The sequence below is a fragment of the Dietzia cinnamea NBRC 102147 genome (assembly GCF_001571065.1).
GTDB classification, from domain to species: Bacteria; Actinomycetota; Actinomycetes; order Mycobacteriales; family Mycobacteriaceae; genus Dietzia; species Dietzia cinnamea.
Genome location: NZ_BCSW01000003.1, coordinates 94250 through 119047, shown reverse-complemented (window position 1 = coordinate 119047; position 24798 = coordinate 94250). Strand labels below are relative to the sequence as shown.

Annotated in this window: 24 protein-coding genes; 21 read left to right on the top strand and 3 right to left on the bottom strand. The window is 72.9% G+C overall.

Going from position 1 to position 24798, the window contains the following annotated elements:
• Genes DCI01S_RS02440 through DCI01S_RS02425 form a run of 4 tightly spaced genes read left to right on the top strand, consistent with a single transcriptional unit; the run spans position 1 to position 4724 of the window.
• Positions 1–492 (top strand): OsmC family protein, encoded by a 492-nt coding sequence (locus tag DCI01S_RS02440; RefSeq protein ID WP_174521507.1) that lies wholly within the window; start codon positions 1–3, stop codon positions 490–492.
• Entirely contained in the window at positions 489–779 is a 291-nt protein-coding gene (locus tag DCI01S_RS02435; RefSeq protein ID WP_061227769.1) for an acylphosphatase, read from the top strand. The genes DCI01S_RS02440 and DCI01S_RS02435 overlap by 4 nt, the downstream gene beginning before the upstream one ends.
• 16 nt (positions 780–795) lie before the next feature.
• Entirely contained in the window at positions 796–4362 is a 3567-nt protein-coding gene (smc, locus tag DCI01S_RS02430) for a chromosome segregation protein SMC (RefSeq protein WP_061227768.1), read from the top strand.
• 44 nt (positions 4363–4406) lie between these two features.
• Positions 4407–4724, top strand: a complete 318-nt coding sequence (locus DCI01S_RS02425; RefSeq protein WP_063935231.1) for a hypothetical protein — start codon at positions 4407–4409, stop codon at positions 4722–4724.
• Between the two features lie 27 nt (positions 4725–4751).
• On the opposite strand, the gene DCI01S_RS02420 is transcribed toward DCI01S_RS02425, so the two are convergent.
• Genes DCI01S_RS02420 through DCI01S_RS02410 form a run of 3 tightly spaced genes read right to left on the bottom strand, consistent with a single transcriptional unit; the run spans position 4752 to position 8100 of the window.
• The gene (locus DCI01S_RS02420; RefSeq protein WP_061227766.1) at positions 4752–5495 is read right to left on the bottom strand and encodes a succinate dehydrogenase/fumarate reductase iron-sulfur subunit; all 744 of its coding nucleotides are present in this window, start codon (positions 5493–5495) and stop codon (positions 4752–4754) included.
• Positions 5492–7477: a fumarate reductase/succinate dehydrogenase flavoprotein subunit gene (locus DCI01S_RS02415; protein WP_061227765.1), complete on the bottom strand. Its 1986-nt coding sequence runs from the start codon at positions 7475–7477 to the stop codon at positions 5492–5494. Before DCI01S_RS02415 ends, DCI01S_RS02420 begins: the two co-directional genes overlap by 4 nt.
• Complete coding sequence (locus DCI01S_RS02410; protein ID WP_061227806.1) at positions 7465–8100, bottom strand: succinate dehydrogenase cytochrome b subunit; 636 nt, start codon at positions 8098–8100, stop codon at positions 7465–7467. The genes DCI01S_RS02415 and DCI01S_RS02410 overlap by 13 nt, the downstream gene beginning before the upstream one ends.
• Before the next feature lie 196 nt (positions 8101–8296).
• Here DCI01S_RS02410 and ftsY point away from each other — a divergent pair, with 196 nt between their 5' ends.
• The 17 genes from ftsY to DCI01S_RS02325 all read left to right on the top strand — a co-directional run bounded on the left by ftsY (position 8297) and on the right by DCI01S_RS02325 (position 24787).
• Complete coding sequence (gene ftsY, locus DCI01S_RS02405) at positions 8297–9721, top strand: signal recognition particle-docking protein FtsY (RefSeq protein ID WP_061227764.1); 1425 nt, start codon at positions 8297–8299, stop codon at positions 9719–9721.
• Between the two features lie 237 nt (positions 9722–9958).
• A complete protein-coding gene (locus tag DCI01S_RS02400; RefSeq protein WP_050797242.1) occupies positions 9959–11254 on the top strand; it encodes an ammonium transporter in 1296 nt (431 codons plus the stop codon).
• Between the two features lie 27 nt (positions 11255–11281).
• Positions 11282–11620, top strand: coding sequence for a P-II family nitrogen regulator (locus DCI01S_RS02395; protein WP_061227763.1), 339 nt, complete (start codon positions 11282–11284; stop codon positions 11618–11620).
• Positions 11621–11809: 189 nt separating this feature from the next.
• Positions 11810–14185 carry a [protein-PII] uridylyltransferase gene (locus DCI01S_RS02390; protein WP_061227762.1) on the top strand — a complete coding sequence of 792 codons (2376 nt, stop codon included), beginning with the start codon at positions 11810–11812 and terminating at the stop codon, positions 14183–14185.
• Positions 14186–14249: 64 nt separating this feature from the next.
• A complete protein-coding gene (gene ffh, locus DCI01S_RS02385) occupies positions 14250–15815 on the top strand; it encodes a signal recognition particle protein (RefSeq protein ID WP_061227761.1) in 1566 nt (521 codons plus the stop codon).
• 198 nt (positions 15816–16013) lie between these two features.
• Positions 16014–16511, top strand: a complete 498-nt coding sequence (gene rpsP / locus DCI01S_RS02380) for a 30S ribosomal protein S16 (protein ID WP_061227760.1) — start codon at positions 16014–16016, stop codon at positions 16509–16511.
• Positions 16512–16516: 5 nt separating this feature from the next.
• Entirely contained in the window at positions 16517–16759 is a 243-nt protein-coding gene (locus tag DCI01S_RS02375) for an RNA-binding protein (protein ID WP_007632879.1), read from the top strand.
• A gap of 42 nt (positions 16760–16801) precedes the next feature.
• Positions 16802–17335, top strand: a complete 534-nt coding sequence (rimM, locus tag DCI01S_RS02370) for a ribosome maturation factor RimM (protein WP_007632877.1) — start codon at positions 16802–16804, stop codon at positions 17333–17335.
• 35 nt (positions 17336–17370) lie between these two features.
• The gene (gene trmD / locus DCI01S_RS02365) at positions 17371–18162 is read left to right on the top strand and encodes a tRNA (guanosine(37)-N1)-methyltransferase TrmD (protein ID WP_061227805.1); all 792 of its coding nucleotides are present in this window, start codon (positions 17371–17373) and stop codon (positions 18160–18162) included.
• A gap of 161 nt (positions 18163–18323) precedes the next feature.
• Positions 18324–18665 (top strand): 50S ribosomal protein L19, encoded by a 342-nt coding sequence (gene rplS / locus DCI01S_RS02360; protein WP_007632870.1) that lies wholly within the window; start codon positions 18324–18326, stop codon positions 18663–18665.
• Positions 18666–18727: 62 nt separating this feature from the next.
• A complete protein-coding gene (gene lepB / locus DCI01S_RS02355; protein WP_007632868.1) occupies positions 18728–19492 on the top strand; it encodes a signal peptidase I in 765 nt (254 codons plus the stop codon).
• A gap of 35 nt (positions 19493–19527) precedes the next feature.
• Entirely contained in the window at positions 19528–20196 is a 669-nt protein-coding gene (locus DCI01S_RS02350) for a ribonuclease HII (RefSeq protein WP_187701610.1), read from the top strand.
• Complete coding sequence (locus DCI01S_RS02345) at positions 20193–20498, top strand: DUF2469 domain-containing protein (protein ID WP_007632861.1); 306 nt, start codon at positions 20193–20195, stop codon at positions 20496–20498. Before DCI01S_RS02350 ends, DCI01S_RS02345 begins: the two co-directional genes overlap by 4 nt.
• 141 nt (positions 20499–20639) lie before the next feature.
• Positions 20640–21035, top strand: a complete 396-nt coding sequence (locus DCI01S_RS02340) for a YraN family protein (protein ID WP_061227758.1) — start codon at positions 20640–20642, stop codon at positions 21033–21035.
• A gap of 2 nt (positions 21036–21037) precedes the next feature.
• Positions 21038–22555 (top strand): YifB family Mg chelatase-like AAA ATPase, encoded by a 1518-nt coding sequence (locus tag DCI01S_RS02335; protein WP_061227757.1) that lies wholly within the window; start codon positions 21038–21040, stop codon positions 22553–22555.
• Positions 22555–23760, top strand: coding sequence for a DNA-processing protein DprA (gene dprA / locus DCI01S_RS02330; RefSeq protein ID WP_007632857.1), 1206 nt, complete (start codon positions 22555–22557; stop codon positions 23758–23760). The genes DCI01S_RS02335 and dprA overlap by 1 nt, the downstream gene beginning before the upstream one ends.
• A 67-nt stretch (positions 23761–23827) precedes the next feature.
• The gene (locus DCI01S_RS02325) at positions 23828–24787 is read left to right on the top strand and encodes a tyrosine recombinase XerC (RefSeq protein ID WP_061227804.1); all 960 of its coding nucleotides are present in this window, start codon (positions 23828–23830) and stop codon (positions 24785–24787) included.
• The last annotated feature ends 11 nt before the right edge of the window (positions 24788–24798 follow it).

Below are 24798 nucleotides of genomic sequence, written 5' to 3'. Positions count from 1 at the left end.
ATGACCCAGACGCCTCAGCCCGCACCTCAGGATCCCGCACCCGCCGCCGGGGACGCCCCCGCCCCGGGCACCGGCCCGGAGCTCCGGGTCGACCGGATCGGCACCCGGCGCTACGTGGGCACCTCCTCGCGCGGGGCACGGGTCGAGATCGGGTCGGCCGATGTCGAGGGCGTGTTCACCCCGGGCGAGCTGCTGAAGATCGCTCTCGGTGCGTGCACGGCCATGGCGTCGGACTTCACCGTCTCCCGCCGGCTCGGTGACGACTACGCCGCGACGGTCCGCGTCTCCGGCGACGCCGACCGCGAGAACGAGCGCTACCCGCGCCTCGAGGAGACCTACGAGCTCGACCTGTCGGGCCTGGACCCGGCGATGGTCGACCGCGTGCTCGACATGATCCGCCGTTCGGTCGACGCCACGTGCACCGTCGGCCGGACGATCACCGCGGGTACCGAGGTCGCGCTGCACTTCGAGACCGGGCGCGATCCCGAGTGAGCGCCCCGGGACGGGACCCGGTCCGCCTGGTCGCGTGGGTGCACGGCCACGTCCAGGGGGTGGGCTTCCGCTGGTGGACGCGCAGCCGCGCCCTCGAACTGGGCCTGAGCGGGTACGCGGCCAACAAGCCGGACGGCCGCGTCCACGTGGTGGCCGAGGGCGACGAGGCCGCGTGCTCCAGCCTGCTCGAACTCCTCCGCGGTGGCGACACCCCCGGACGCGTGGACCTCGTCGTCGACACCTACGAACCGGCGCGAGGCGGACTGACGGGATTCGTCGAACGCTGACCTAGGATCGACTCCCGTGTATCTCAAGTCGTTGACGCTCAAGGGCTTCAAGTCCTTCGCGGCGCCGACGACCCTGAAGTTCGAGCCCGGCATCTGCTGCGTCGTCGGCCCCAACGGCTCGGGCAAGTCCAACGTCGTGGACGCGCTGACGTGGGTCATGGGTGAGCACAGCGCCAAGACCCTGCGCGGCGGGAAGATGCAGGACGTCATCTTCGCCGGCACCGCCGGGAAGCAACCGCTCGGCCGCGCCGAGGTCACGCTCACCCTGGACAACTCCGACGGGGCCCTGCCGATCGACTACGCCGAGGTCTCCCTGACCCGCCGGATGTTCCGCGACGGGGCCGCCGAGTACGAGATCAACGGCGACCGCGCCCGCCTCATGGACGTGCAGGAACTGCTGTCGGACTCCGGCATCGGGCGCGAGATGCACGTGATCGTCGGTCAGGGCAAGCTCGCCGAGATCCTCGAGTCCAAACCCGAGGAGCGACGCGCGTTCATCGAGGAGGCCGCCGGTATCCTCAAGCACCGCCGCCGCAAGGAGAAGGCGCAGCGCAAACTCGCCGGGATGCAGGGCAACCTCGACCGGCTCACCGACCTCACCACCGAACTGCGACGCCAGCTCAAGCCGCTGGGGCGACAGGCGGAGGTGGCGCGGCGGGCGCAGACGATCCAGGCCGACCTGCGCGACGCGACGTTCCGGCTGGCCGCCGACGACCTCGTCACCCGCCGGCGCGAGCTCGCCGACGCGGAGAGCGTGCGCGCCCGCCTGGCCGACCGGGTCGCCGAGGCGGTCGACCGCCGGGACGAGCTGGCCCGCGCCGCGGCGGAGACCCAGGCTGAGCTCGACAGGCTCACCCCCGAGGCCGACGCCGCCCAGCAGCGGTGGTTCGCCCTGTCGACCCTGGCCGAGCGGGCCCGCGCGACCGCCCGTATCGCGTCCGACCGCGCCCGTTCGCTCGCGGCCGAGGTCGCGGTCCATCACGGCACGGATCCCGACGAACTCGACCGTCAGGCCGAGCGCGCCGCAGCGCACGAGCAGGACCTCGCGGGCCAGGTGGAGGCCGCCGCCGACCGGGCCCGCCGCGCGACGGAGGCGCTGGGCGCGGCCGAGGCGGCGCTCGCCGCGCTCGAGGCCGAGCACCTTCGGGCGGTCCGTGCGATCGCCGACCGGCGGGAGGGCGTCGCGCGCCTCGCCGGCAAGGTCGAGACGCTCGCCGCGCGCGTGGAGTCGACCGAGGCGGAGATCGCGCGGCTGGACGCCGAGGTAGCCGCCGCCCGCGCCGCCGTGGCCGACGCCGAGACCGAGTTCGACGCCGTGCACGCCCGGATCGGCGCCCACTCCGAGAGCGAGCGCACCCTCGACGAGCACCTCGGCCGCGCGGAGCGCGCCCACCTGGCCGCCCGGGCGCGACTGGCCGAGCTGCAGCGCCTCGAGCGGGAGGCCGATCAGCGGATCGCGCGGTTGGCCGCACGCATCGAGACCCTCGAACAGAACAAGGGCGCCGGTGACGGCGCCGACTGGGTCGTGCGGCACCTCGGCGCGGACGCCGTGGCGGGCACGGTGGGGGAGTCGCTCGGCGTGCGCGACGGCTGGGAGCGGGCGATCGGTGTGGCGCTCGGCCCCGCCGTCGACGCGGTGGTCGTGGACGCCCGCGTGGACCGCGGGGAGGTGCTCGCCGCGCTGCGCGAGGCCGACGCCGGCCGGGCGGGGCTCGTGGGCCGCGGCGAGCCCGGCGGGGACTACCGCCTCGAGGTGGACCTCGTCGACGGCGCCCGGTGGGCCCTGGACGTGGTGGACGTGCCCGAGGACCTGGTCGCCGCGGTGACCGCCCTGTTGGTGGACGTGGTCGTGGTCGACGACCTGGCCGCCGCCCACGCGCAGGTCGGCGCGGACCGGCGCGTGCGCGCGGTGACCCGGGACGGGGAGCTCGCCGGCGCGGGGTGGACCGTCGGTGGCTCGGCGTCCGGGCGCACGGGTCTGGAGATCCAGTCCGCGATCGACGCCGCGGTCGCCGAGCGTGACTCGGTCCGCGCCGAGATCGAGACCACCCGCGCCGAGCTGGCCGGCGCCGAGGCGGAGGACGCCGAGCGCGCCGACCGGTACGCGGAGACCCTCGCCGCGATCGGGGAGTCCGACGCCGCGATCGAGGAGATCTACGCCGAGCTCGCCCGCATCGGGCAGCGGCGTCGCCGCGCCGAGGCGGACGTACGCCGCCTCGAGCAGTCGCGGCGCATCGCCGTGGACAAGCTCGACGCCGCGCGCGCCGAGCACGCCGAGCTGTCCGACCGGTTGGTCCGGGCGGGTGACGACGACGACGAGGTCAGTGCGCCCGAGGACGACGGTCGGGTCGCGGCGCAGGCGGAGGTGGCGGCAGCCCGGGCCGCCGAACTGGAGGCCAGGCTCGCGCACCGCTCCGCCGAGGAACGGGCCGCCGGCGTCCGCGGGAAGTCGGCGTCCCTGCGGCGGGCCGCCCAGGCTGAGCGCGAGTCCCGTGCCCGCGCGGCCCGGGCGGCGGCCGAGCGCCGGCGGGGAGCCGAGGTCGCCGGGGTGGTGGACGAGCTCAGCGGGCGACTGCTGGCACGCCTCGACGAGCTCATCGCCGCCGCCTCGGCGGAACGCGACCGGCTGGGGGCCGCGCGCGCGGAGGCGACCGCCCGGGCCACCGCCCTGCGCGGCGACCTCACGGCGGCGGAGCCCGAGGTCTCACGGCTCGGAGACGCCGCCCACCGCGACGAGATCGTCCGTGCCCAGCTCGAGGTCAAGGTCTCGGAGCTCGAGGCGGCGGTGCTCGAGCGTCACGGGATCGAACCGGAGGCGCTGGTCGCCGAGTACGGGCCCGACGTGGACCTGCCGCCGTCCGCGCTGGAGATGTCGGAGTACGAGGCGGCCCGCGAGCGCGGGGAGGACGTGACCCCGCCGCCGCCCATGCCGTTCGTGCGGTCCGAGCAGGAGCGACGCCTCAGGCGGGCCGAGAAGGACCTGGCCACGCTCGGCAAGGTCAACCCGCTCGCGTTGGAGGAGTTCGCCGCGCTCGAGGAACGCTACGCGTTCCTGTCGACCCAGCTCGACGACGTGAAGAAGGCCCGCGCGGACCTCGAGGGGGTGATCGACGACGTCGACGACCGGATCGAGCAGATCTTCACCGAGGCGTGGATCGACGTCGAGCGCGAGTTCCGCGACGTGTTCTCGGTGCTGTTCCCGGGCGGCGAGGGCCGGCTGGTGCTCACCGAGCCCGACGACATGCTCGCCACCGGCATCGAGGTGGAGGCGCGGCCGCCCGGGAAGAAGGTGAAGCGGCTCTCGCTGCTGTCGGGCGGCGAGAAGTCGCTCACGGCGGTGGCGATGCTGGTGGCGATCTTCAAGGCCCGACCCAGCCCGTTCTACGTGATGGACGAGGTCGAGGCCGCGCTCGACGACACCAACCTGCGGCGGCTCATCGGGCTGTTCGAGCAACTGCGCGAGACCAGCCAGCTCATCGTGATCACCCACCAGAAGCCGACCATGGACGTGGCCGACGTGCTCTACGGCGTGTCCATGCAGGGCGACGGGATCTCCAAGGTCATCTCGCAGCGCATGCGGTGACGCCTCGGCACCCGTCCCGCCGCCGACCCTGACACCATGGGGCCATGCCTCGAAGTGAACTGTTCATGGATCCCAGCCTCGCCCGCGCCGCGCGTGTGCTCTGCACCGTCTCCACCAAGGTGGTGGCCCTCCGCGCGGGCCTCGACCAGGAGAAGCTCAAGAGGTACGAGCGCGGTGCGGCCGACCTCGATGACGCCGAGGTTCAGGCGCTCACCGACGCGCTGACCTACTTCGGCGCGCGGTTCATCCCGGAGAACGACCGCGGGGGCGTGGGCGTGCGACGCAAATTCCGTCGGACCAAGGTCGAGATGATCGACACCTGGGAGGCTGAGGGCGGACCGGTCGGGGAGGACGACTTCTAGTCCGGGATGGGCTCCGTCCGGGGTCGGTCAGGAACGACGGAACACCGACCGGAGCCGCTCCCTGTTGACCGCGCCCACCGCGCGCAGCGGGATCCCCGCCGGACAGACCCGTGCGCACTCGCCGTACAGGGAGCAGGGGCCGAACTCCACGTCCGCCGCCCGGACCATCTCGCGGGCGCGGGGCCCCCGCTCGAGGTCGGAGAACGGCATGAGGGTGAGGTGGGCGAGTGTGGCGCCGACGTAGAGATTGGCCGACCCGTTCGGGCATGAAGCGACGCACGCGCCGCAGCCGATACACGCGGCGAGGTCCAGCGCGGCCTCCGCCGCGTCGTGTCCCTGAAGGGTCGTGTCCGCATCGGGGGCCGCCCCCGTGGGGACCGAGACGTGGGCTCCGGCTCGCGCGACCTCGTCGAGAGCTGCTCGCTCAACCACGAGGTCCCGGATGACCGGGAAGGCCGTCGCCCGCAACGGCTCGATCCGCACGGTGTCACCGTCGGAGAAGGACGCCAGCCGCTGGCGACAGGACGGCGTGTTGTCCGTCGGCCCGTGCGGGCGGCCGTCGACGGTGACCCCGCAGGCCCCGCAGATCCCCTCGCGACAGTCCGAGTCGAACGCCACCGGTTCCGCACCGGCGTCGATCAGCCCGGCGTTGAGGAGGTCGAGCAGATCCAGCACGCTCATCTCCGGCCGGGCGTCGTCGACCTCGTAATCCCGGTAGCGGCCGGACTCGGCGGGGCCCGCTTGCCTCCAGACGCGCAGTGTCAGCCTCAACGGTAGCTCCTCTCGGTGGGGGAGACCGCCGAGAACTCCAGCGGCTCGGCGTGACGGATGAAGGTCCGGGGACCACCGCGGTCGTCGCCCGCGGACCCCCAGGCCGAGACGAAGCACCACCGCTCATCGTCGCGCAGGGCCTCGCCGCCGGGGGTACGGTGCTCGGCGCGGAAGTGGGCTCCGCACGATTCATCGCGGTCGAGGGCGTCCACGCACATCAACTCGGCCAGTTCGAGGAAGTCCGCCACCCGGCCGGCGTGCTCGAGGACGTGGTTGAGGTGAGTGCCCGTGCCGGTGACCCGGAGGTCGACCCAGAACCTGGCCCGCAGGTCCCGGATGCGGTCGATCGCGTGGGAGAGGCCCTGCGCGGTGCGCGTGACACCGCAGCCGGCATAGAGGATCTCGCCCAGCTCCCGGTGGAAGTGCTCCGGTCCGGTCGACCCGCCCACGGTCAGCAGGTCCCGCACTCTCTCGCGGGCGCGGGTCACGGCCGACACGACCACCTCGTCGTCGTCGTCCGGCAGCCCGTCCTCGAGACGGGCCGCCAGATGCGCCGGAACCGAGTGCGGCAGGGTGAACCAACCGTCGACGCTCGCGCTCAGCAGTGAGTTGGCCCCGAGCCGGTTGGCGCCGTGGTAGTTCGACCCGCACTCGCCGCCCACGAACAGCCCCGGGATCGAGGTCTGCAGGTCGTAGTCGCTCCACAGCCCGCCCATCGTGAAGTGGCAGGTCGGGGCGATGCGCATGGGCACGGTGTACGGGTCCTCGCCGGTGGCGTTCGCGTACATCTCGAAGAGGTTGCCGTAGCGCTCGGTCATCCGCCCGCGCCCGTCGCGGGCCAGTGCGTCCCGGAAATCGAGGTACACGGAGTTGCGGCGCGGGCCGACCCCGCGCCCGGCGCCGATCTCGGCGGTGATCGCCCGCGAGGCGACGTCCCGGGGGACGAGGTTGCCGTAGGCGGGGTACCGGCGTTCGAGGAAGAAGTCGCGCCCGGAGTCGGGGATGTCACCCGGGGCGCGGTCGTCGCCCATGTGGCGGGGCACCCAGATCCGACCGTCGTTGCGCAGCGACTCGCTCATGAGGGTCGTCTTGGACTGCCGGTCGTGGTCCTTGGGCAGCGCGGTGGGATGGAACTGGACGAACGACGGCGAGGCGAACAGTGCGCCCCGCTGGTGCGCGCGCCACACCGCCGAGGCGTTGGAGTGGATCGCGAGCGTGGAGGCGTGGAAGACGGTCCCGTAGCCGCCGGTGGCCAGGACGACCGCGTGCGCGGTCTCTGCCCGGATCTGGCCGGTGACCAGGTCCCGTACCACCACCCCGTGGCAGCCGGAGTCGTCGACGACGAGGTCCAGCATCTCGTGGCGGGTGTGCAGCCGCACGGTGCCCGCACTGATCTGCCGCTGGAGGGCCCGGACGCCCGCGATCTGCAGTTGTTGCCCGGTCTGCCCGCGGGAGTAGTACGTCCGGGAGACCTGCACCCCGCCGAAGGACCGGGTGGCCAGCACACCGCCGTACTCACGGGCGAACGGGGTGCCGATGGCGGAGAAGTGGTCGATCACCCGCACCGACTCCTCGCCCAGCCGGAACGCCTCGGCCTCGCGGCCCCGGAAGTCCCCGCCCGAGACCGTGTCGGCGACGAATCTGGCCACGGAGTCGCCGTCCACCCGGCGGCTCCGGGCGGCGTTGATGCCGCCCTGCGCGGCCACCGAGTGCGCCCGGCGGGCGGCATCGTGATAGGTGAACGCCGTCACCCGGTAGCCGAGTTCGCCGAGCGCCGCCGCCGCGCCCGCCCCGGCAAGGCCGGTTCCGACCACCACCACGTGGAAACGGCGACGGTTCGCCGGCGACACGAGCGGGTAGGCGTCGCGTCGCCTGGTCCACGCCGTCGCGGGGTCGCCGGCGGGCGTCCCGGCGGACAGGGTGCCGCCCGCCCGCGCGTCGGGGAGGAGAACCGGGGGCGCGGTGAACGTCACGCCAGCCATCCGAGCTGAACGGAGATCGGGATGGCCGCGTTCCCGAGCAGGACTGCCACGGCGACCGTCCCACCCAGCACCGTGATCACCCCGCGGCTCCGCTCGCCGGTCACGCCCAGGTCGCCAGCCGCCGTGCGGACGCCGTGGGCGATGTGTACCGCCAACAGCAGCATGACCGTGACATAGAAGGCGGCCACCCACGTCCGCGAGAAACTGGCCACGAGGTTGGCGTACGCGGAACCGGGTTCGAACGCCGCGGGGGCGACAGGGGCGGTGCCCGTGGTCATGTCCAGGACGTGGACGACGACGAACAGCAGCGCCGCCACGCCGGTGAGCAGCATCGACCGGGCGCCGAACGAACTGGCTGTCACGCCCGTCCGCCGCCGGTGCGGACCCGCGGACGCTCGGGACCGCCGGACCAACAGCAGTGAGCACCACACGTGCGCCACCAGACTCACCGCCAGCACACCGCGGAGCACCCACAGGACGCCGCTCGGCGGGACGAGCGGGTACAGCAACCTGCGCAGCCACGCGGCGTACGCATCGAAGCCCGGAGCCCCGCCGAACACCTTGAGGTTGCCGACCATGTGCGCCAGCACGAAGGCGGTGAACAGCAATCCCGTGCCCGCCATGACGGTCTTCAGGATCCAGGTGGGCGGGGTCGGCGCCCGAGGCACGGACCGGCGGCGCGCGCGTGGAACCCCCGGCGGCGTCGTAGCGACCTCGACCACTGGGACTCCTCCCCGGACAGCGACAGACGCCAGTCTAGGCCCGCCGTCGCCCCCGGGGACCGGGATGGAGACGAACGGAGTCGTCCATACTGGGCACGTGACTACCACCACCTGGATCATCATCGCCGTCGCCGCGGTGCTGCTGCTGGCCGTCATCGCCCTGGTCGTGGGCCTGCAGCTGCGCAAGAAGCGGCAGATCTCACTGACCAAGGCCGAGGAACGCAAGGAGCTCACCCGCGAGGAGCGGTCCGGCAACTACCAGGCCGGGACGGGGTTCTCCTTCGCACAGGGCGGCGGTGTGGCCGCGCCCGCCAAGGAGCCGATCCCGAGGGAGGAGCCCCGTTCCGCTGCCGCGCCGACCGCGCCGCCCGCCGCGCCGCCCGCGCCGGAGGGCGGCGCGGGCGTCGATGCCGCGCCCGGGACCCCCGTCGTCCAGCCGGACGTCGAACCCGGTCCGAGCGCGGACACGGAGGTCGTCGAGCCCGCTCCCGTCGAGCCGGTGGTCGCGCCGCCGGAGGTGCCCTCCGACGAGGTCCCGGCGCCCACCACCGAGGGCATCACCGGGACCCCCGAGCCGGTCGCACCGGTCGAGCGCATCGATCCGGCCACCGGCCGACTCGACCGCCTCCGGGGCCGGCTGGCCCGCTCGCAGAACACCGTCGGCCAGGGGCTGCTCGGCCTCCTCGGTGCGGGCGACCTCGACGAGGGCGCCTGGGAGGAGATCGAGGACACCCTCATCATGGCCGACCTCGGGGCCACCACGACCCAGCGCGTGGTGGACCGGCTGCGGGAGGAGATCGCGACCCGCCAGGTCCGCACCGAGGCCGAGGTGCGGGACCTGCTCCGGCAGACCCTCATCGACAACCTCCACCCCGAGTACGACCGATCGCTGCGTGCGCTGCCGAACGACGGGACGCCGGCCGTCCTCCTCGTCGTCGGCGTCAACGGCACCGGCAAGACCACCACGACCGGCAAGCTCGCCCGCGTCCTCGTGGCCGACGGCCGCGCCATCCTCCTCGGCGCCGCGGACACGTTCCGCGCCGCCGCGGCGGACCAGCTCCAGACCTGGGCGGAGCGCGTCGGCGCCGAGGTCGTGCGCGGCAAGGAGGGCGCCGATCCCGCCTCGGTCGCCTTCGACGCGGTGAGGCGTGGCGTCGAGACCGGCGTGGACGCCGTGCTCGTCGACACCGCGGGCCGCCTCCACACCAAGGCCGGCCTCATGGACGAGCTCGGCAAGGTCAAGCGGGTCGTCGAGAAGAAGACCCCCGTCGACGAGGTGCTGCTCGTGATCGACGCGACCACCGGGCAGAACGGCCTCATGCAGGCCCGCGTGTTCAAGGAGGTCGTCGACATCACGGGCGTCGTCCTGACCAAGCTCGACGGCACCGCCAAGGGCGGGATCGTCTTCCAGGTCCAGCACGAGCTCGGCGTGCCGGTCAAGCTCGTCGGACTGGGGGAGGGCGCCGACGACCTGGCGCCGTTCACCCCCGAGGCGTTCGTGGACGCCCTGCTCGGGACGTAGGCCCGGGGCGGCGGGCCGCGATACACAACCGGAACCGGGGCCCGCCGCGTGTAACCGTCAGGAAACACACGCGGACACCCACCGCAACACGGCAGCGGAAACCTCTACAGGCGACCGGGGAGCGAGAAGACGCTCACCACGCGATGAAACGAGGAGGACCGCACCGTGATAGGTGACAGTGTCGCGTTGCTCGCCCAGGAGGCGACGCCGGAGTTCGATACGGGAGACACGGCCTGGATGCTCATGGCGGCATCTCTGGTCCTGCTCATGACGCCAGCCCTGGCGCTCTTCTACGGCGGTATGTCCCGGCAGAAGTCGGTACTCAACATGATGATGATGTCGTTCGGCACCATGGGGCTGGTCGGCGTCGTCTACCTGCTGTGGGGCTGGTCGATGTCCTACGGCAGCCAGTCCGTGGCCGGACTGTTCGCCAACCCCTTCGAGATGTTCGGACTGTCCGGGGTGATCGGGGACGCGAGCGGCTGGATGATGTCCGGCTCGGGCGCCTACCCGGCGGTCGTCGACGTCGCCTTCCAGGTGACGTTCGCGATCATCACCGTGGCGCTCATCTCCGGCGCGATCGCCGAGCGCGTCCGGTTCGGCACCTGGCTCGCGTTCGCCGGGGTGTGGGTCACCCTCGCGTACTTCCCGCTCGCCCACATGGTGTGGGGCGGGGGACTGCTCTCCCACTCCGACAGTGGTCTGGCCGCCATGATCTTCGGGACGGTCGACGACGGCGAGGGCGGTCTGACCGCCGCCGTGGGCCCCGTCGACTTCGCCGGTGGAACCGTCGTGCACATCAACGCCGGCATGGCCGCCCTGGTGCTCGTCCTGCTCATCGGCAAGCGGCTCGACTTCGGTCGCACCGCCTTCCGCCCGCACAGCCTGCCCCTGGTCATGCTCGGCGCCGCGCTGCTGTGGTTCGGCTGGTTCGGGTTCAACGCCGGCTCCGCTTTCGGTGCCAACGGCACGGCCGGCCTGGCCTGGGTCAACACCACCGCCGCCACTGCCGCCGCGATGCTGGGCTGGCTCCTGGCCGAGCGTATCCGCGACGGGCACGCCACCAGCCTCGGCGCGGCCTCCGGCGTCGTCGCCGGACTGGTCGCCATCACCCCCGCCGCGGGGTCGGTCCACCCGCTCGGTGCCATCGCCCTCGGCGCGATCGCGGGTGTGCTGTCCGCCCTCGCCGTGGGACTCAAGCACCGCTTCGGCTACGACGACGCGCTCGACGTGGTGGGCGTCCACCTGGTCGCCGGCCTGTGGGGCACGATCGCGATCGGGCTGTTCGCCACCGGCACCTTCGACACCGCCCCCGGGATCTTCTACTCCGGCGAGGGATGGAAGCTCCTCGTGGTCCAGATCGTGATCGCCGTCGCGGCGCTCGTGTTCACCGCGGTGATGACCGCGATCGCCTGGGCGATCTGCCGCCCCCTCGGGTGGCGGATCGACAAGTCCGACGAGCAGGCCGGCATCGACGGCGCCCAGCACGCGGAGACCGCGTACGAACCCTCCACCAGCGCGCTCATCCGCTGACCCGATCACCTCGAAAGGAACCACGACATGAAGCTCGTGACCGCGATCGTCAAGCCGTTCACGCTCGACGACGTCAAGGCCGCCCTCGAGCAGGCCGGCATCCACGGACTGACCATCAGCGAGGTCCAGGGCTACGGCCGCCAGAAAGGCCACACCGAGGTCTACCGCGGCGCCGAGTACGCCGTCGACTTCGTCCCGAAGATCCGGGTCGAGGTGGTGGTCGACGACGACACCGCCGGGGCGGTCGTGCAGCTGATCGTCGACGCGGCCCGCACCGGCAAGATCGGCGACGGCAAGGTCTGGGTGACCGCCGTCGAGAGCATCGTCCGTGTCCGCACGGGCGAGGAGGGCGTCGACGCCATCTGAGCGGCCCCGCCCGTTCACCCACGCACACCCCGCTTCCGCGCGCGGGTCGTCCCCGACGGGGACGGCCCGCGCGCTCTCGTGCGCGCCTGCTCCGTGCGGGGCCGTTCACAGAAGCGAAACACGCCCGCCCCGGCGGGGTGACACGGGCGCGGGACTCTGGATCCGACGGACGTGGGGAAGGGGAGAGGGATGACGGCGACGGCTGACGGCGAACGTGCCACGGCACTGCGGGCCGGACGCGCACGGATCCTCTCCGCGCGACGCGAGGATCTACCGGCCGCTGCGCTACGGGCCGCCCTCTGCGAGCTCTACGAGATGGAGTTGGCGAGGCTCGCCGAGGAGGCCGGCGTCGACCCGGGCTCCGGATTCGCCCTCATCGCGTTCGGCGGACTCGGTCGCAGGGAGGTCCTGCCACATTCCGACCTCGACCTGGTGCTCGTGCACGAGCGCCGCACCGACCGCGACGTGGGCGAGCTCGCCGACGCGCTGTGGTACCCGCTATGGGACTCCGGGGTGGGCCTCGACCACAGCGTCCGCACGGTCGACCAGTGCCTCGCCGTCGCCGCGGCTGACGTCTCGGTGGGCCTGAGCCTGCTCGACGCGCGGGTGATCGCCGGCGACGCGGATCTCGGTGCTCTGGTCGTCGACGGTGCCCGCCGCCAGTGGCGTGACCAGATCGCCTCCCGCTTCGACGACCTCGTCGCCGCGGCCGCGGCCAGGCGCCACCGCGCCGGCGTCATCGCCCACCGCAGCGAGCCGGATCTCAAGAACGGTGTCGGGGGGCTGCGCGACGCACAGCTCGTCACCGCCCTGGCGCTGGCGCACCTCAGCGACGGCCGGCCGGTGGTGCCCGGGGGGATGGCCGCCGCGCACCGGCTCGTGCTCGACGCCCGCACCGAGCTGCACCGGGTCGCCGGACGAGCCCGCGAGGTGCTACACGCGGAGTACGGCGACGAGGTCGGCCGTGCCCTCGGACTCGGTGACCGGTTCGACCTCGCCCGTGCCCTCAGCGACGCCTCCCGCACGATCGCCTTCACCGCCGACCAGGCGATCCGCGGATCGTGCGCCACCCTGTCGACGCGGGGACTCACCGGGCTGCTGAGGCGGTCCCCGGTCCGCCGGCCGCTGGACGACGGCGTGGTCGAGCACGCGGGCGAGGTGGCGCTGGCCCGTGGCGCGCGCGTCGAGGAGGAGCCCTGGCTACCCCTGCGCGTGGCGGCCGCCGCCGCGCGCTTCTCCCTCCCGGTGGCGGGGTCCACCCTCGGCGTCCTGGCCGAGCGCAGCCCCGCCCCCGACGGCCGCTGGCCCGCGGAGGCGCTGTCCGACCTGCTGGTCCTGCTGGGCTCTGGGGAGGCGCAGATCCCCGTTCACGAGGCCCTCGACCGTTGCGGACTGTGGGAACGCCTGCTGCCGGAGTGGTCCGGCGTGCGGGATCTGCCCGCCCGCGAACGCACGCACGTCTACACCGTCGACAGGCACCTCGTGCAGACGGCGGTCGAGGCGTCGCGGCTCACCACCTCGGTCGCGCGGGCCGACCTCCTGCTGCTCGCGGCGCTCCTCCACGACCTCGGCAAGAGCCGCGTGGGCGACCACAGCGAGAACGGCGCGGTGATGATCCGGCCGATCGCCGAGAGGATGGGGTTGAGCGTGCGCGACACCCAGACCCTGGAACGACTGGTCCGACACCACCTCCTCCTCGCGAGGACCGCCGCACGCCGCGACCCCTCCGACCCGGAGACCGCCCAGTTCGTCCTCGACACCCTGGACTGGGACACGGTCGCGCTGGACGTGTTGGCCGCGCTCACCGAGGCCGACTCGATCGCCACCGGACCGACCGTGTGGTCGGCGGGACGGGCCGGCGTGCACACGGCGCTCGTCGCGGCGTGCCGCGCCCAGGTGGGACCCCGCCCGGCCGCCGTCGAGGCCCCGACGGTGCGGGCGTCGAGACGGCACGGTCCCCCCGACGTCGTCGTCGACCTCCGTGCGGCGGGCACGGGCACCACACACGAGGTCACCCTCGTGGCCCCCGGTGCCGGAAGGTCATTGGCGGTGGCTGCGGAGGTCCTCGCCGCCCACCGACTGGAGATCGTCGACGCGGAGATCGACCTGCGGCCGCCCGGGGGGATGCGCGCGAGGATGACCGTCTCCACGCGGTTCGGCGACCCGGTGGACGCCCGCGTGCTCCGGCAGGACCTGCGACGGTCGATCGACGCCGGCCTGCCGGGATCGCTGCGCGCGGCCCTCGCCCGCGGCGAGGCCGTGCCCATCGGTCCCCCGCGGGCCAGATCCTCGGTCCTCGTCGGGCACCGCTCCGACGCGGACGGCGTGATGATGGAGGTCCGCGCCGAGGACCGACCCGGGCTGTTCGCCCGGATCGTCTCCGCGATCCTGCAGACGGGCGCCCGGATCGACTGGGTGGTGGTCCGCACCAGGGGTGCCGCGGTCGAGGACGTGTTCGCCCTCTCCGGTCCGGGTGCGGTCCTCAGCACGGCCGGTCAGGTCGAGTCACTGCTGCCGGGACACGAGCCCGCGACGCCCGTCGTCGCGCGTGCCGATACCCTGTGATCAGTCGTCGCCGACGACGCCGGGACGCGCGCGCTCCCGGGACGCGAACCAGGGAGCTGTTGCCGTGTTCGAATCCTTGTCCGACCGTCTCACAGGGGCGCTCAAGGACCTGCGCGGAAAAGGTCGGCTGAGCGACGCCGACATCGACGCGACGGCCCGCGAGATCCGACTCGCGCTGCTCGAGGCCGACGTCGCACTGCCGGTCGTTCGCGCCTTCATCTCCCGGGTCAAGGAACGGGCCAAGGGCGCCGAGGTCTCCGAGGCGCTCAACCCCGCGCAGCAGGTCGTCAAGATCGTCGACGCCGAGCTCACCGCCATCCTCGGTGGCGAGGCCCGCCGGATCGAGTTCGCCAAGCAACCACCGACGGTGATCATGCTGGCCGGCCTCCAGGGTGCGGGTAAGACCACGCTGGCGGGAAAGCTCGCGTACTGGCTCAAGGGCCAGGGGCACACGCCGCTGTTGGTGGCGTGCGACCTCCAACGCCCGGGCGCGGTCGACCAGCTACGCATCGTCGGTGAGCGCGCCGGAGTACAGACCTTCGCCCCACACCCCGGCACCTCGGTCGGCGGGGACGGCGCGGAGATCGGCGTCCAGGAGCCGGTGTCCGTCGCGCAGCGCGGGCTGGCCCACGCACGCGCCAAGATGCACGACGTCGTGATCGTCGACACCGCCGGCCGCCTCGGCATCGACGAGGAGATGATGGCCCAGGCCCGCGGCATCCGCGACGCCGTCCAGCCGCACGAGACCTTCTTCGTCCTGGACGCCATGATCGGTCAGGACGCGGTGGTCACCGCCGAGGCGTTCCGCGAGGGCGTGGGCTTCACCGGCGTCGTGCTCACCAAGCTCGACGGCGACGCGCGCGGCGGCGCCGCGCTGAGCGTCCGCGAGCTCACGGGCACCCCGATCATGTTCGCCTCGGACGGCGAGAAGCTCGAGGACTTCGACGTCTTCCACCCGGAGCGCATGTCGAGCAGGATCCTCGGCATGGGCGACGTCCTCTCGCTCATCGAGCAGGCGGAGACGGTCTTCGACGCCAAGGAGGCCGAGAAGACCGCCGCCAAGATCGGCTCCGGCGAGCTCACGCTCGAGGACTTCCTCGACCAGATGATGATGATCCGCAAGATGGGTCCCATCGGGAACCTGCTCGGCATGCTGCCCGGCGGCAAGGACATGAAGGCCGCCGTCGGCGACATCGACGAGAAGCACCTCGACCGCATCCAGGCGATCATCCGCGGCATGACCCCCGAGGAACGCGCCGATCCCAAGATCATCAACGGATCCCGGCGTCAACGCATCGCCAACGGCTCGGGCGTCACCGTCACCGACGTCAACCAGCTCGTCGACCGGTTCTTCGAGGCGCGCAAGATGATGAGCCGGATGGCCGGCCAGATGGGGATGCCCGGTGCCGGGCGAAAGAACCAGCGCAAGGGCAAGAAGGGCAAGGGGAAGGGCAAGGGGCGCGGCCCCACGCCGCCGAAGAACCGCGGCATGATGCCCGGGATGCCCGGGATGCCCGGGATGCCGCCCGGGGGCATGCCGGACCTGTCCCAGATGCCGCCGGGCCTGGACCAGCTCCCGCCCGGCCTCGAGGGCATCGATCTGGACAACCTCAAGTTCCCCAAGAGGTGACCCGACGGCCCGTGTGCACCGATTGGTGCGCGCGGGCCGGGCGTGTCTAGACTGGACCGCTGGACGCCGTCACCGGTGGGTCCCCACGCGGGGGTCCGGGCCGAACGGCGGTCACCCGGAAGGCGAAACCGGACCCCGCGAGCAGCGCGGGCGTCGCTGAATCGCCATGTGACCCACTACAGGAAGTGAGACGCGCTCATGGCCGTCAAGATCAAGCTCACCCGACTCGGCAAGATCCGCAACCCGCAGTACCGGGTCGTCGTCGCCGACGCCCGTACCCGCCGCGACGGTCGCTCCATCGAGACCATCGGCCTCTACCGCCCGAAGGAGGAGCCGAGCTTCATCCAGATCGACTCCGACCGGGCCCAGTACTGGCTCGGCGTGGGCGCCCAGCCGACCGAGGCCGTCGAGCAGCTGCTCAAGATCACGGGCGACTGGCAGAAGTTCAAGGGCATCGAGGGCGCCGAGGGCACCCTGCGCACCCCGGAGGCCAAGCCCTCCAAGCTGGACCTGTTCAACAAGGCGCTCGAGGAGGCCCAGGGCGAGCCGTCCGCCGAGGCCATCACCGCCAAGCGCAAGGCCGACAAGGCGAAGAAGGCCGAAGAGGCCAAGAAGGCCGAGCAGGAGGCCGCCGCGTCGACCGACTCCGCCGAGGGTGAGGCCGCGTCGGCTGACGCCGAGACCGCCGAGGCCTGAGACAGATGAACGACATGGTCGTCGACGCCGTCGACCACCTCGTCCGCGGCATCGTGTCGGATCCCGACGCCGTGTCCGTCCGGTCGAGTGGTGGTCGGCGCGGCACCGTGATCCGGGTGGCGGTCGCGCCCGAGGATCTCGGCCGTGTCATCGGGCGGGGCGGTCGAACCGCGTCCGCCATCCGGACGATCGTCTCCGCCGTCGGGGGAGAGGGCATCCGGGTCGACGTGGTCGACACCGACCGCTGATCCCACCCCGTACGCGCCGACAACCGGAGGACCTGACACACCATGGAGCTCGTCGTGGGCCGCGTCGTCAAATCGCACGGCGTCCGCGGCGAGCTCGTGGTGGAGGTCCGTACCGACTCGCCCGAGGAGCGCTTCGCCCCCGGCGCGCGGCTCACCGGCCGCGTCGGCAAGGGGGACCGCGCCACCGACCGTGACGTCACAGTGGAAGCCGCCCGGAGCCATTCCGGGCGGCTTCTCGTGCGCCTGGCCGGTGTATCCGACCGCGACACGGCCGACGCGCTGCGCGGCATGCTCCTGCTGGTCGACTCCGCCGAGCTCCCCGATCCAGAGGACCCGGACGAGTACCACGATCACCAGCTCGTCGGGCTCCGGGTCCTCGACACCTCGGGCGCACCGCTCGGCGAGGTCACCGAGATCGTCCACACCCCCGCCGGTGAGCTCCTCGGGATCCGACTGACCGACGGTGCCGACGCGCTCGTGCCCTTCGTCACCGAGATGGTCCCCGAGGTGGACGTCCCCGGTGGGACGTGCGTCATCGACCCACCGGAGGGGCTGCTCGACCTGGGCACGTCGTGACCGGGCCCGCCGCCGAGGAGCGGCGCGGGCCGATCATGCGTCTCGACGTCGTCACCGTCTTCCCCGACTACCTCGCCCCGCTCCGGCTCGCCCTCCTCGGTCGCGCCGTCGACCGGGGCATTATCGAGGTCGGCGTCCACGATCTGCGCGCCTGGACCCACGACGTGCACAAATCCGTCGACGACACCCCGTTCGGCGGCGGGCCGGGGATGGTGATGCGGCCGACGGTGTGGGGCGTCGCGCTCGACGACCTAGTTCCCCAGACCGACACCGGGCTGACGACGGGGCCGGCCGCCTCGGATCCGGACTCCCGGCCCCTGCTGATCGTCCCGACCCCCGCCGGGCGGCCCTTCTCCCAGTCCGACGCCCACAGGTACGCCCGCCGCCGTCGGATCGTGTTCGCGTGCGGCCGCTACGAGGGCATCGATCAGCGCGTGGTCGACGAGGCCTCCGAGCGCATGGACGTCGAAGAGGTCAGCATCGGGGACTACGTCCTGATCGGAGGCGAGGTAGCCGTCCTCGTCATCGCGGAGGCCGTGGTACGCCTCCTGCCCGGTGTGCTGGGGAACCGGCGTAGTCACGAGGAGGATTCCTTCTCCGACGGTCTCCTCGAGGGACCGAGCTACACCCGCCCCGAGATATGGCGCGACCGCCCGGTGCCCGACGTCCTCAAGAGCGGCGATCACGCGAGGATCGCACGCTGGCGCCGCGACGAATCGCTGCGGCGGACCGCGGAGAGGCGCCCGGACCTCCTGGGCGGGGCCCCGCTCAGCGCCGCCGACCTGCAGACCCTGGCCGAGCTGGGCTGGGAACCGCCAGAGGGTTGATTTGGGCCACCCCCGGCGGGGATGGCACACTAGCGAGGTTGACCTTTCGGGCGCACGCGCGCCCGGGGACGGTCGCGCTGATCCGGGGCACGAACCGGTCGACCCGCCTGACGGCGGGCGCCAGGGTCCTCTGTCCTCATTCCTGACATGCAAGGAACACAATGAACACTCTCGACTTCATCGACAACAAGTCCCTCCGGGACGACATCCCGGAGTTCCGTGCCGGCGACACGCTCGACGTGCACGTCAAGGTCATCGAGGGCTCCAAGGAGCGCATCCAGGTCTTCAAGGGCGTCGTGATCCGTCGCCAGGGCGGCGGCGTCCGCGAGACCTTCACCGTCCGCAAGGTCTCGTTCGGCGTCGGCGTCGAGCGCACGTTCCCCGTGCACTCGCCCAACATCGACCGCATCGACGTGCTCGTGCGTGGCGACGTCCGCCGCGCCAAGCTCTACTACCTGCGTGAGCTCCGCGGCAAGGCCGCGAAGATCAAGGAGAAGCGCTGAGCGCATAGAGCGCGTCGGACTCGACCGCCGTCAGCGGTGCGGGATCGACTACGCTCATCCGGGTGAGCAGCACCGACACGCCCGGACACGACACCGCCGAGCCGGGGCCCCGTGATCACGGGGCCCCGGCTCGTGGCGTCGAGAAGAAGGGCCAGCCCTGGTACATCGAGATCCCGCTGCTGGTGGTGATCGCCCTGGCCCTGGTGTTCGTCTTCCAGACCTTCGTCGGTCGCGTCTACCAGATCCCGTCCGAGTCCATGGAACCCACGCTGCACGGCTGCGCGGGCTGCACGGGCGACCGGATCTTCGTCGACAAGATCAGCTACCGGTTCGGTGATCCCCGGCCCGGCGACGTGGTCGTCTTCGAAGGGCCCGAGTCGTGGAACGAGGGGTACCAGTCCATCCGTTCGGACAACCCTGTCATCCGCACCCTCCAAAACATCGGCGGAGTGATCGGCATCGTCCCGCCCGACCAGAACGACATGGTCAAGCGCGTGATCGCGGTGGGCGGGCAGACGGTGGGGGGATGCGCGCCGGACGGGTCGCTCCTCGTCGACGGTCAACCCCTGGACGAGCCCTACCTCAACGAGGACCCGTCGCCCGCCCGTAACCCGTTGAACTGCGCGTTCGGTCCCGTCACGGTCCCCGAGGGCAACTACTGGGTGATGGGCGACAACCGCGGCAACTCCGCGGACTCCCGCTTCCACATGGGAGACGAACACCAGGGCACGGTGCCGGCGGAGAACATTATCGGCAAGGTGCAGGCGATCATCCTCCCGTTCGACCGGATCGGGACGGTCTCCTCGCCGGACATCAGCGCGGGGTGACCCGGGCACGCCCCGACCGGTCGCGACGGCACCGCCTGCTGCCCACCCGGGCGCGGGTGACCCGCAGGGACGGCCGGCTCGCGCTGGAGGCCGCGCTCACCCGACGGGGGCTGGGTCCCGTCGCGGGCGTCGACGAGGCCGGCCGCGGTTCCTGTGCGGGACCGCTCGTCGTGGCGGCGTGTGTGCTCGGTGACCGGCTCCACCCGGAACTCGCGGACCTGGACGACTCCAAAAAGCTCACCGCCGCGGCCCGCGCCCGGCTCCACGACGCGGTCCTGCGGCGCGCGAGGGCTGTCTCGGTCGTCGTGATCGAACCGGATCGGATCGACGCGCGCGGGATCCACCGCTGCAACATCGAGGGGATGCGTCGGGCGGTCGCCGCCCTGGACCCGCGACCCGGGTTCGTCCTGACGGACGGGTTCGCGGTCGACGGTCTCGGGTGCCAGTCCACGGCGGTGATCGGGGGTGACGCGGTGGTCGCATCCATCGCCGCCGCGAGTGTCCTCGCGAAGGTCACGCGCGATCGGATTATGGTGGACCTCGACTCGCGGTACCCGGGCTACGGCTTCGCCGCCCACAAGGGGTACAGCACCACGGGTCACGCCAGGGCGATCGAGCAGCTCGGTCCCAGCGACATCCATCGGATGTCGTACGCCAACGTCCGTCGCGCCGCGCAGGCGCATTCGAGGAGCAGCACGAGATGAGCGCCGAGGATCTGGAGAACTACGAGACCGAGATGGAGCTCTCGCTATATCGCGAGTACCGCGACATCGTCGGTCAGTTCACCTACGTCGTCGAGACGGAGCGGCGCTTCTACCTCGCCAACGCCGTCGAGTTGATCCCGCGGTCCGCCGACGGGGAGGTGTACTTCGACGTACGTATGTCCGACGCGTGGGTGTGGGACATGTACCGACCTGCTCGTTTCGTCAAGTACGTGCGCGTCCTGACGTTCAAGGACGTCAACATCGAGGAACTCGACAAGCCCGAACTGCGCCTGCCGGAGTAGCCACCGGCCCGGTTCTCCACAGCCCGATCCGCCTCCACAGGAGACCCCCGGCCCGGTCCGCGACCAGCGGATCGGGCCGTCGTCGTCGGGCAGGGTGTGCCCCGGCGGACCCGGACGGGCCGGGCCGCCGGGAGGACGGCGATGACAGGGGACGGGGTGGGACGCGCCAGGGGCGGCGAGGACCAGCGGGTGCGGACAGGTCGGATCGGGGAGCAACACGCGGCGGGCCTGCTGGAGGCCCGCGGTGCGGTGGTGATCAGCCGGAACTGGCGGTGTCCGGTCGGGGAACTCGATCTGGTGGTCCTGGACTCCGCGGGCAGACTGCGATTCGTCGAGGTGAGGACCCGCACCGGTAGGGGTTTCGGCAGCCCGGCCGAGTCCGTCACGGGGAAGAAGCGCCGGCGCCTGCGCCTGCTGGCCGCCCACTGGCTGGCGGAGCACCCGGGTCGCTGGCGTCAGGTCTGCTTCGACGTGGTCGGGGTGGATCTGGCCGATCCCTCACGGCCCCGGCTCGAGTTGTTCGAGGACGTGATGTAGCCGTGGCGCTCGGGCGGACGTGGGCGGTGACCCTGCACGGGGTGGGCGGTCAGATCGTCGAGGTCGAGGCGGACGTGGGACGCGGGCTGCCGGGGGTGAGCATCGTGGGGCTGCCGGATTCGGCGGTGCTGCAGGCCCGGGAGCGGATTCGGGCGGCGGTGATCAACAGCGGACTGTCGTGGCCAGTGGGCAAGGTCGTCTTGTCCCTGTCGCCGGCGGGTCTGCCCAAGCGGGGCTCCGGTTTCGACCTGGCGCTCGCGGTGGGGACCCTCACCGCGTCCGGGGAGCTGCCCGCGTCCTGCTTCGACGGCACGCTGCTGGTGGGTGAGCTCGCCCTGGACGGGCGGGTCCGTGCGGTCCGTGGGGTCCTTCCCGCGGTGCTCGCCGCCCGGGACGCCGGGCTGCCCCGCGCGATCGTTCCGAGCGCCAACCTCGCGGAGGCCCGGCTGGTGCGGGGAATCGACTCCGCGGGCGTGGACTCGCTGGCGATGCTCGGGGTGTGGAGCCGTGGTGGCGGGGCGCTGGTGTCGGACGCGCCGGCCGCGCGTGCCGTGGGCGGGCGGCCCCGCGAGGACCTCGCCGAGGTGCACGGCCAGGACGACTGCCGTCGGGCGGTGGAGATCGCGGCCGCCGGCGGGCACGCCCTTCTCCTCCGCGGGGCGCCGGGGACAGGCAAGACGATGCTGGCGCGTCGACTGCCCGGCCTCCTGCCGGATCTGGGGGAGTGCGAGGCGCTCGAGGCCACGGCCGTCCACTCGGTGATGGGCAAGCTCGCCCCGAGGGATCCGCTGCTGCGTCGGCCGCCGTTCGTCGCCCCGCACCACTCGGCCTCGGTGGCCTCGTTGGTGGGGGGCGGGAACAACGTCGCGCGTCCGGGGGCGGTGACGCTCGCGCACCGTGGGGTGTTGTTCCTCGACGAGTGCGCCGAGTTCCCCGCCCGTGTGCTCGACAGCCTGCGCACCCCGCTGGAGGACGGGGAGGTGAGGATCGCCCGCCGGGACGGTATCTCGGTCTATCCCGCGCGATTCCAGTTGGTGATGGCCGCCAACGACTGCCCGTGTGGCAGCGCGCGCCCGGACGCGTGCACCTGCACGCCGGACGCGCGGCGGAGGTACGGCCGCTCGCTGACGGGCCCATTGCGGGACCGCATCGATATCGCGGCCCGCACCCTGCCGATCGGATCGGATCTGTTCGCGGTCGGGGAGGTCGAGGACACGGCCGCGGTACGCGCCAGGGTGGCCGCGGCGCGCGCGGCAGCCGCCGAGAGGTGGGCCGGGTGCCCGGACGCGGCGGGCGCCCGGTCCAATGCCGAGGTACCCGGGCGCGTGTTGCGCTCGGTGTGGGGGCTCGATCGGAGCGCGGTGCAGCCGCTCGACCGCGCGCTCGCCCACGGGGTGCTGTCCGCGCGGGGCGTCGATCGATGCCTGCGCCTGGCGTGGACGGTCGCCGACCTGGACGGGGCGACCGTGCCGCGTGAGCCCCATGTGGCCGAGGCGTTGATGCTGCGAGGAGAGGACTGATGTCGGTGGGCGAGCAAGAGGCCGTGGCGGTGCCGTGGGACGTCCGCGAGGCGTACGCGTATCTGGGAGCGGTCACCGAAAGACCGACCGCGCAGGTGTGGGACCTGGTCGACTCGGTCGGTCCGGTCGCCGCGCGGGACCTCATCCGGGCCGGGCGGGCGGGCGAGACGCTGAACGCCCAGGCCGAGTCCCGTCGCGAGCACGTGGACGGGGCGGCCCTTCTCGACTCGGCCGCGACCGTGGGTGCCCGCCTGGTGGTGCCGGGCGACCCGGGCTGGCCGGGATACGCGCTCGCGCCACTCGACCGGCCACGCGGGCGTCGCCGGGACGGCACGGGCGGGGTGCCCACCGCGTTGCGCCCGCTCGGGTTGTGGTGGCGGGGGCCTGCCGACCCGGCGACGGCGCTGGGGAGGTCTGTGGCGGTGGTGGGCACCCGGGCGCCCACGCCGTACGGCCGGACGGTGGCCGCGGATCTGAGCGCCGGGGCCGCGGCGGAGGGGTTCACGGTGGTCTCGGGAGGCGCGTTCGGCATCGACGCGGCCGCGCACCGCGCTGTGCTCGGGGTGCGCGGCACGACGATCGCGGTCCTGGCCGGGGGCGTCGACCGCCTGTACCCGCGCGGCAACGACGGCCTGCTCCGTGAGGTCGCGGAGACAGGCGCGGTCATCTCGGCCCAGCCGCCGGGAACCGGGGTGACGCGGTACCGGTTCCTCGACCGCAACCGCATCATCGCGGCGTTGACGGGCGCGACGGTGGTGGTCGAGGCGGCGGCCCGCAGCGGTGCGCTGAGCACGGCGGCGTGGGCGGCGGCCCTCGACCGGCCGGTCGGGGCCGTACCGGGTCCGGTCACCTCGGTCGCGTCGGTCGGGTGCCATCTCCTCCTCCGGGACCGCGGGGCGGTGCTGATCGGACGCACGGCGGACGTGGTCGAGCTGGCCGGAGCGATGGGGGAGACGGCGCCGCCGCCGGCCCGGGAGGCCACGTCGTGGGACGGGCTGGACGACGTGACGCGGCGCATCCTCGAGGCGCTCCCGACCTCCGGAGGGGCCGCACCCGCGGAGGTCGCCAGGTCGGCCGGGATCGCGGCGGCCACGGTGCGGGCCGTACTCGGTCGGCTGATGTCCACGGGCGCGGCCGTGCGCGGCCCGGAGGGCTGGCGCAGATCCGGCGACGGCGGGATGCAGCTCAGCCTGCCGGTCTCCTGAGTCGGGCCCCGCGCCGGGTGGTTGCGTGCCCGTCGAAGGGGCGCGACAATCGGTGTCCATGGGACGGATGCGCACTCGTGAGGACGATGGGGAATCGCTGTCCGTGCACCTCGAGGAGGTGCTCGACGACTACGTCGCGCACCTCCTCACCGGCAGGTCTCGCTCCGAGGCGACCGCCCGGTCCTATCGATCGGACGTCCGCGGACTGCTCGGCCACCTCGCGGCGGGCGACGGCGGGCCCACCACCGGCCCGGAGCTCGGAGCCGCGCTGACCCTGCCCGCCCTGCGGGGCTGGCTCGCCGCCCAGGTGGCCGCCGGAGCCGCGCGGTCGACCGTCGCACGCCGGGTCGCGGCGGCGCGCTCGTTCAGCACGTGGGCGGCGCGCACCGGGCTGCTCCCGACCGACGTCGCGGCCAGACTGGAGGCTCCGCGCGCCCGACGGCACCTGCCCGAGGTCCTCGACGCCGCCCAGGCGGGCGAGACCATCCGGACGAGCGAACTCGGCGCGGCCGAGGGCGACCCCCTCGCCGTCCGCGACCGCCTCGTGGTGGAGCTGCTGTACTCGTGCGGCATCCGGGTGGCCGAACTGTGCGGCCTCGACGTCGACGACGTCGACGCGGAACGGCGACTCCTCCGCGTGATCGGCAAGGGCGACCGCGAGCGTGCCGTCCCGTACGGGGCGCCCGCCGACCGGGCACTGCGCGCCTGGCTCGACACCGGCCGACCGGCCCTGACGAACGCCCGCTCGGGGCCGGCCCTCCTTCTGGGTGCCCGCGGCGGACGCCTGGACCCTCGGGCGGCCCGCAGGATCGTCAACGAGGTCAGCGAGGCCACGCCGGGCGCGCCCCGCGTCTCGCCCCACGCGCTGCGCCACAGTTCGGCCACGCACCTGCTCGAGGGCGGCGCGGACCTGCGACACGTCCAGGAGCTGCTCGGGCACTCCACGCCGGCGACCACCCAGATCTACACGCACGTCTCGGCCGAGCGCCTCCGCGCCGCCTACCGCGGAGCCCATCCCCGCGCCTGATCGGGTCGCCG

Coding starts and splice junctions, on each gene's coding strand:
- DCI01S_RS02440 (WP_174521507.1), top strand. CDS start 1: ATGACCCAGACGCCTCAGCCCGCACCTCAGGATCCCGCACCCGCCGCC.
- DCI01S_RS02425 (WP_063935231.1), top strand. CDS start 4,407: ATGCCTCGAAGTGAACTGTTCATGGATCCCAGCCTCGCCCGCGCCGCG.
- DCI01S_RS02415 (WP_061227765.1), bottom strand. CDS start 7,477: ATGGCTGGCGTGACGTTCACCGCGCCCCCGGTTCTCCTCCCCGACGCG.
- DCI01S_RS02410 (WP_061227806.1), bottom strand. CDS start 8,100: ATGGCGGGCACGGGATTGCTGTTCACCGCCTTCGTGCTGGCGCACATG.
- DCI01S_RS02400 (WP_050797242.1), top strand. CDS start 9,959: ATGCTCATGGCGGCATCTCTGGTCCTGCTCATGACGCCAGCCCTGGCG.
- DCI01S_RS02395 (WP_061227763.1), top strand. CDS start 11,282: ATGAAGCTCGTGACCGCGATCGTCAAGCCGTTCACGCTCGACGACGTC.
- DCI01S_RS02390 (WP_061227762.1), top strand. CDS start 11,810: ATGACGGCGACGGCTGACGGCGAACGTGCCACGGCACTGCGGGCCGGA.
- rpsP (WP_061227760.1), top strand. CDS start 16,014: ATGGCCGTCAAGATCAAGCTCACCCGACTCGGCAAGATCCGCAACCCG.
- DCI01S_RS02375 (WP_007632879.1), top strand. CDS start 16,517: ATGAACGACATGGTCGTCGACGCCGTCGACCACCTCGTCCGCGGCATC.
- rimM (WP_007632877.1), top strand. CDS start 16,802: ATGGAGCTCGTCGTGGGCCGCGTCGTCAAATCGCACGGCGTCCGCGGC.
- trmD (WP_061227805.1), top strand. CDS start 17,371: ATGCGTCTCGACGTCGTCACCGTCTTCCCCGACTACCTCGCCCCGCTC.
- rplS (WP_007632870.1), top strand. CDS start 18,324: ATGAACACTCTCGACTTCATCGACAACAAGTCCCTCCGGGACGACATC.
- DCI01S_RS02345 (WP_007632861.1), top strand. CDS start 20,193: ATGAGCGCCGAGGATCTGGAGAACTACGAGACCGAGATGGAGCTCTCG.
- DCI01S_RS02340 (WP_061227758.1), top strand. CDS start 20,640: ATGACAGGGGACGGGGTGGGACGCGCCAGGGGCGGCGAGGACCAGCGG.
- dprA (WP_007632857.1), top strand. CDS start 22,555: ATGTCGGTGGGCGAGCAAGAGGCCGTGGCGGTGCCGTGGGACGTCCGC.
- DCI01S_RS02325 (WP_061227804.1), top strand. CDS start 23,828: ATGCGCACTCGTGAGGACGATGGGGAATCGCTGTCCGTGCACCTCGAG.